The sequence below is a fragment of the Methanobrevibacter sp. genome, assembly GCF_017432245.1.
In the GTDB taxonomy this organism is placed as follows: Archaea; Methanobacteriota; Methanobacteria; order Methanobacteriales; family Methanobacteriaceae; genus Methanobrevibacter.
Genome location: NZ_JAFRJO010000057.1, coordinates 1 through 5,606, shown reverse-complemented (window position 1 = coordinate 5,606; position 5,606 = coordinate 1). Strand labels below are relative to the sequence as shown.

General features: G+C 32.8%; 4 protein-coding genes. 3 read left to right on the top strand and 1 reads right to left on the bottom strand.

Features of this window, described 5'->3' with window-relative positions; genetic code table 11:
• Positions 1-107 precede the first annotated feature (107 nt).
• On the top strand, positions 108-1,595 hold the full coding sequence (locus tag IJI80_RS04900) for a DUF2779 domain-containing protein (protein ID WP_292788132.1): 1,488 nt from the start codon (positions 108-110) through the stop codon (positions 1,593-1,595).
• Positions 1,596-1,619: 24 nt separating this feature from the next.
• On the opposite strand, the gene IJI80_RS04895 is transcribed toward IJI80_RS04900, so the two are convergent.
• Entirely contained in the window at positions 1,620-2,342 is a 723-nt protein-coding gene (locus IJI80_RS04895; protein ID WP_292788131.1) for a PD-(D/E)XK nuclease family protein, read from the bottom strand.
• A gap of 172 nt (positions 2,343-2,514) precedes the next feature.
• On the opposite strand from IJI80_RS04895, the gene IJI80_RS04890 reads away from it, so the two are divergent.
• Positions 2,515-3,636 (top strand): exonuclease SbcCD subunit D, encoded by a 1,122-nt coding sequence (locus IJI80_RS04890; RefSeq protein WP_292788130.1) that lies wholly within the window; start codon positions 2,515-2,517, stop codon positions 3,634-3,636.
• Positions 3,637-5,606 (top strand): SMC family ATPase (locus IJI80_RS04885; RefSeq protein WP_292788127.1); only part of this gene is annotated, 1,970 nt, incomplete at its 3' end. It abuts the gene before it with no gap.

Sequence of the window (5,606 nt, the reverse complement as noted above, 5' to 3'; positions counted from 1 at the left end):
TTTTTCAATTTTTTTAAAAGTTTTATAAACATTTAATAATTTCTAAAAACATATATATTTCTAATTTTAAAAGAATTTTTGCAATAGGCATAAAGTAAGGGGTAGTTATGAATAAGGTATATTTATCAAAATCCAGATATTGCAATTGCATCCAATGTAAGAAAATCCTTTGGATGAATAAATACAAACCTGATTGTGCAGCAGGTGAGGATAAGTCAGCTATTTTTGAAAATGGCAGAAAGGTAGGAGAGCTTGCAAAAGGATTGTTTGGAGATTATGAAGATATAGAATTTGACATCAATCTCTCAAATATGATAGAAAAAACAAACGAGTTGCTTCCAAATAAACCAAATGTCATTACAGAAGCCTCATTTTCATATGATAACAATTTCTGCAGTGTAGACATTCTTAAAAATGATGAGGATGGTGTGGAAATCTATGAAGTTAAAAGCTCTACAGGAGTCAGGGATATCTATTTGGATGACGCTTCATACCAGCATTATGTATTGTCAAATCTAGGATTGAATGTTAAGAAGGTAGCTATTGTCCATATAAACAACAAATATGTATTGGATGGGGAACTTGACTTGAAGGAGCTCTTCACCATTAAGGACATAACTGAAACTTCAAAGGCAAAGCAGAAGGAAATAAGAAAGAATATCGATGAAATCAATGAGTTTATGGAATCTCATGATGAATTCAATGAGCCTAAGGTAGAAATAGGGATGCAATGCTTTGAGCCATATCACTGTGATTACTGGCAGTATTGTACAAGAGACCTTCCAAAGCCTAATGTATTTGATGTAAAGGGAATGCAAACAATTGATAAGGTTAAAAAATACGATGAAGGAAAGATATCCTTTGAAGATTTAAAGGATGATGATATAAACCCAAGATTCCTTGAGCAAATAGATTTTGAGTTAAACAATAAGGAACCTAAAATAGAAAGGGAAGCCATTAAAGAGTTTTTAGACTCTCTCAAATATCCATTGTATTTCATTGATTATGAGTCATGTCAACATGCAATACCTGAAATGGAAGGAACTAGAGCATACCAGCAGATACCTTTCCAATACTCATTGCATATCAAGAGGGATGAGGATGCAGCTTTAGAACATAGGGAATTCCTTGCAGAAGCGGATGATGATAATCTATTAAGGCACTTTGCAGAAAGCATGATAAGTGACATAAGTGAAAACGGCAGTGTAATTGTCTACAATAAGGCTTTTGAATCTGGAAGGAACAATGAGATTGGAAGATTATATCCTGATTTAAAAGGAGAAATGGATAGAATCAATGCAAATATGGTTGATTTGATGATTCCATTTAAGAACAGAAACTATTATGCAAGGGAAATGAAGGGATCTCATTCATTGAAGTATGTTCTTCCAGCATTGTATCCGAATGATCCGGAGCTTGATTATCATAACCTCCCAGTTGTTCATCATGGTGGTGAAGCAGCAGAGGCATTCCTGAATTTGAAGGAGAAATCAAAAGAGGAGCAAGAAATAATTAGAGAAGGATTGCTTAGATATTGTGAACTTGATTCTCTTGCAATGGTAAAGATTTGGGAGAAGTTTAGAGAAGTTATATGAGGATATTTTTGTTCTTTTTTTAAATTAACCAAAATCTCCATCACACATCTCTTTATAAAAGCAATATCTGCATAAAAATCCTCTTTTTTTCTTATAATAATTCCTATCAATAGTTTCATACAAATTATCTACTACTGCATCCACATAATCAAAATCGCCATCACCAATATCCTCTTTTGACTGTGACTTAAAGTAATCTCCACTATGAGAACCAAAATTAGCTATTCTATATGCCGCAGAACCTGTAAAGTAAATTCCAGCAGAGACAACATTAAGCTCAGGATACTTGGATTCCAATAATATCTTATAAACACATAATTCCAATTTATATTTTTCAATATTCCTTGGCTTTCCGGTCTTATAATCAAAGATTATAAGTTCATCCCTACTATTCTTTATGACTATATCAACAATACCATTCATATTGCTCTCTTCATCAACAATGTACTCTTCTACGCTGAAGATCTCATAGCCATTGGAATAGATGTCCTTGAAGAATTTCTCCAATCCTCTTATATGGTCTTCCAGTTTATCATCATATTCAAGGTTTAAGAACACATCTTCAATCTCGTTTCCATCCATCAATTCTCCAGCTATTTCCTCAGCTATTTCATGAACTTCTGTTCCAAGAAGCATGTATTCATTCGCTTCTTCACTTATCTCATCAATGTATCGGTATTTGAATTTACGAGGGCATTCAATGAATGTGTTGATTTTGGATTTGGATAAAGTCAATTTAGTAGTCATAAGTTCACACCTTGTTTTAACTATTGTTTCTTATTCAATAAAACATTTTATCCATATTTTTTTTAAAAACCTTTATAAATCACCATAACATATTTACTATTTAAGTAAAGGGTGGTGCTAATCATTTTTTGTGATTGCTAAAACCCTATATTAATTAGGGAGATGATTTTTTTTGAAAATATTACACACAAGCGATCTTCATTTAGGAAAGAACTTATTAGAAGAATCTTTGCAGGATGATCAGGAATACATACTTAATGAAATAGTAAGAATAGTTGAGGAAAAAGAAGTAAATGTTGTCATGATATCCGGAGACATTTATGACAAGACTATTCCTCGAGCTGACGCTATTAAACTATTTGATGATTTCATAACCACTTTATCAAAAGAGAATGTTAAAATATTGATTACAAGTGGAAACCATGATTCTAATGAAAGATTGGCATTTGGTTCAAAAATATTCAACGAATTCAATATTCACATTGCCACTTCATATGAAGGTAAAATAGAAAAGGTAAGTGTTGAAGATGTGGACTTTTACCTATTGCCATTCCTAAAGCCATTCCATTTAAAGGATTTAATGGGAGATGAGGAATATGAAAACATCAACGATTCAAATAGCATGATGGAATGGATTTTAAAAAGAGAAAATCTTGATGAAAACAAGAAAAACATTCTTCTTGCTCATCAGTTTGTCCAAAAAGGTGAAGTGCCTCCTAAACAGTCTGATTCTGAGAGTGTAGGTACATTGGATCCTATTCAAGTTAGCTTATTTGATGATTTTGATTATGTTGCATTAGGTCACCTTCACAGACCTCAAAGTGTTGGAAGAGAAACTGTTAGGTATTCAGGAACTCCATTGAAATATTCATTTAGTGAAGCTAAGGATGAGAAAAGTGTAGTGATAATAGACACTGATGATATTGAAGGCTTTGAATTGGTTGAATTGAAGCCACGTAGAGATATGAAAATATTAAAGGGAACATTTGAGCAAGTAATGTATATGGAACCAACTGACGATATCATTAAGGTTAAATTATTAGATGAGAATACAATCATTTCTCCTATGGAAAGGATAAGGGAAAGGTTTGAAAATGCAATTGCCTTGGAATTTGTAAACATTCGCTCATTCATTGACACTAGTGATGAAGGAAGAGAGATAATAGTGGAAGGGGAAGCCAACCATTATGAATTATTTGATTTATTCTTTAAGGAGCAAAACGGAAGGGAAATGACTGAAGAGGAAGAGAATTGTATAAAATCAATTATTGAATCATTAGAGGGGGATATGTAGATGCGTTTAAAAAAGCTAACTATGCGTGCATTTGGTCCATTTAAGGATGAAGTGGAAATTGATTTTGAAAATGAAAGGATAAATAAGGGATTATTGCTCATATCTGGAGATACCGGTGCAGGAAAGACAACAATATTTGATGCTGTATGCTTTGCTTTATATGGTAAGGCTTCTGGAGAATTCAGAGGATCAAATGGGTTGAAAAGTGATTTTGCTGCAGATGATGTTGTGCCATATGTAAACTTGGAGTTCTACTATAAGAACAAGTTTTATGAAGTTAGAAGAACTCCGGAATATTCTAAGCCAAAGTCAGATGGTTCAGGAGAAATAAAAAAGTCCCAAACTGTCCAGACTGAAATAAATGGGAGAAAATTAACAAAGAAAAAAGAGGCAGACAAAGAATTGGCTGAATTGATAGGGCTTGATTATAAGCAATTCAGACAAGTTGCAATGCTCTCTCAAGGAGAGTTCACCAAATTCCTCCTTGCAGACTCTAAAGAAAAGACAACAATCTTCAGGAAGATATTCGACACAGAGTTCTATGACATATTGCAGAATGAATTAAAGGAAAGAATGTTTTCCAAAAAACGTGAAATTGAAAGCGTTAAGGATAAGATAGACACTGAAAAGAAAAATCTAAAAGACATAATTGATGTCTTTGGATTGAACAATGATGAAACAATTGATGCATTAACTGAAAAAATAACTGAAGATGAGAAAATAGTTAATGAAACCAAAGAAGCAAGGGATAAAAAGGAAGCGGAAAAAACAGAAATGTTCAATGAATTGGATAAGATAAGGAAATTAAATGAAAACATCTTGACTTATCAGGAAGCTTGCAAAAACAAGGAATCCCTATTGGCAGAAAATCCTAAGATTGAAGAGGAAAAGGTACAATATGATTACAATATTAAGGTTGCAAATCCTATCTCCAAGGTGCTCACTGCCTTAAATATAAATTCTAAATCATTGGGAGAGAAAAATGAGCAATGTGTCAAACATAGGGAATGTTTGGAAACCAAGATGAATGAATGCAAGGAAAAGGAAGAGGATTTTAAAAAATTAGATGCCTATCCTGCTGAAGCAGAAAAATTAGCCAATGAGATAAATGATTTTGTCAATTTGGATAATGTTTATGAAAGTTATCTGAATAAATCTGATGAATTGGATGAGACCAAAAATAAATATAAAGAAATATCTAAGGAGCATGAAGAGCAAAATGGCTTGTATGAATCAATAAGGCAAAAATATTATCTAAACGCTTCAGTTGAATTGGCGGATACATTGGTTGATGGAGCTCCATGTCCTGTATGCGGTTCAACAGATCATCCTAATAAGGCAATTGCTGCAGATAGTGAATACACTAAGGAAGATGTGGAAAATGCTGAAAAAATAGTGAAAGACCTTGATGGCAAAAGAAAGAAATGTGAAGCTAAGATTGAAGAGATGGAAAAGATAATCGCAGAATATGATATTCCTGAAGACCTTGATGTTAAAGTAGAAAAGGAAAAGAATCTTAAGCTATTGGGAGATAAGAAAGAGGAAAAGGAAAAATTGGATACAGAATTTAAGGAATTGACTGAAGCAAGGCAAGAATTAGATTCTACCATCAAAACAATTAAAGGCAAAATCGAAATGTTTGAAAAGGACATTAAACAGCATGAAGATAATATCAAATCCCATAATCTTGAATTGGAAAAATTATATAAAGATAATGACACTGATTATGATGATTATATCAGTAAAAAGTTAGATGAAGATGATTTATCCAAACTAAAGGCAAAGATTGAAAATTTCGATGAAAAGAAAACCAAATACGAATCAATCATTGAACATTTGGAAGAGGAAGTTAAAGACAAGGAAGTGGTTGATGTATCCGAAATGGAAAAGGCATATAGTTCTGTTGAAGAGGAATATAAGAAGTTAGACACAACCTTCCTGGAATTAAGTGGCACTTTGAAACAATTGAC

Excerpts from the sequence above, each read along its gene's own strand:
- IJI80_RS04895 (WP_292788131.1), bottom strand. The coding sequence starts at position 2,342 with ATGACTACTAAATTGACTTTATCCAAATCCAAAATCAACACATTCATT.
- IJI80_RS04900 (WP_292788132.1), top strand. The coding sequence starts at position 108 with ATGAATAAGGTATATTTATCAAAATCCAGATATTGCAATTGCATCCAA.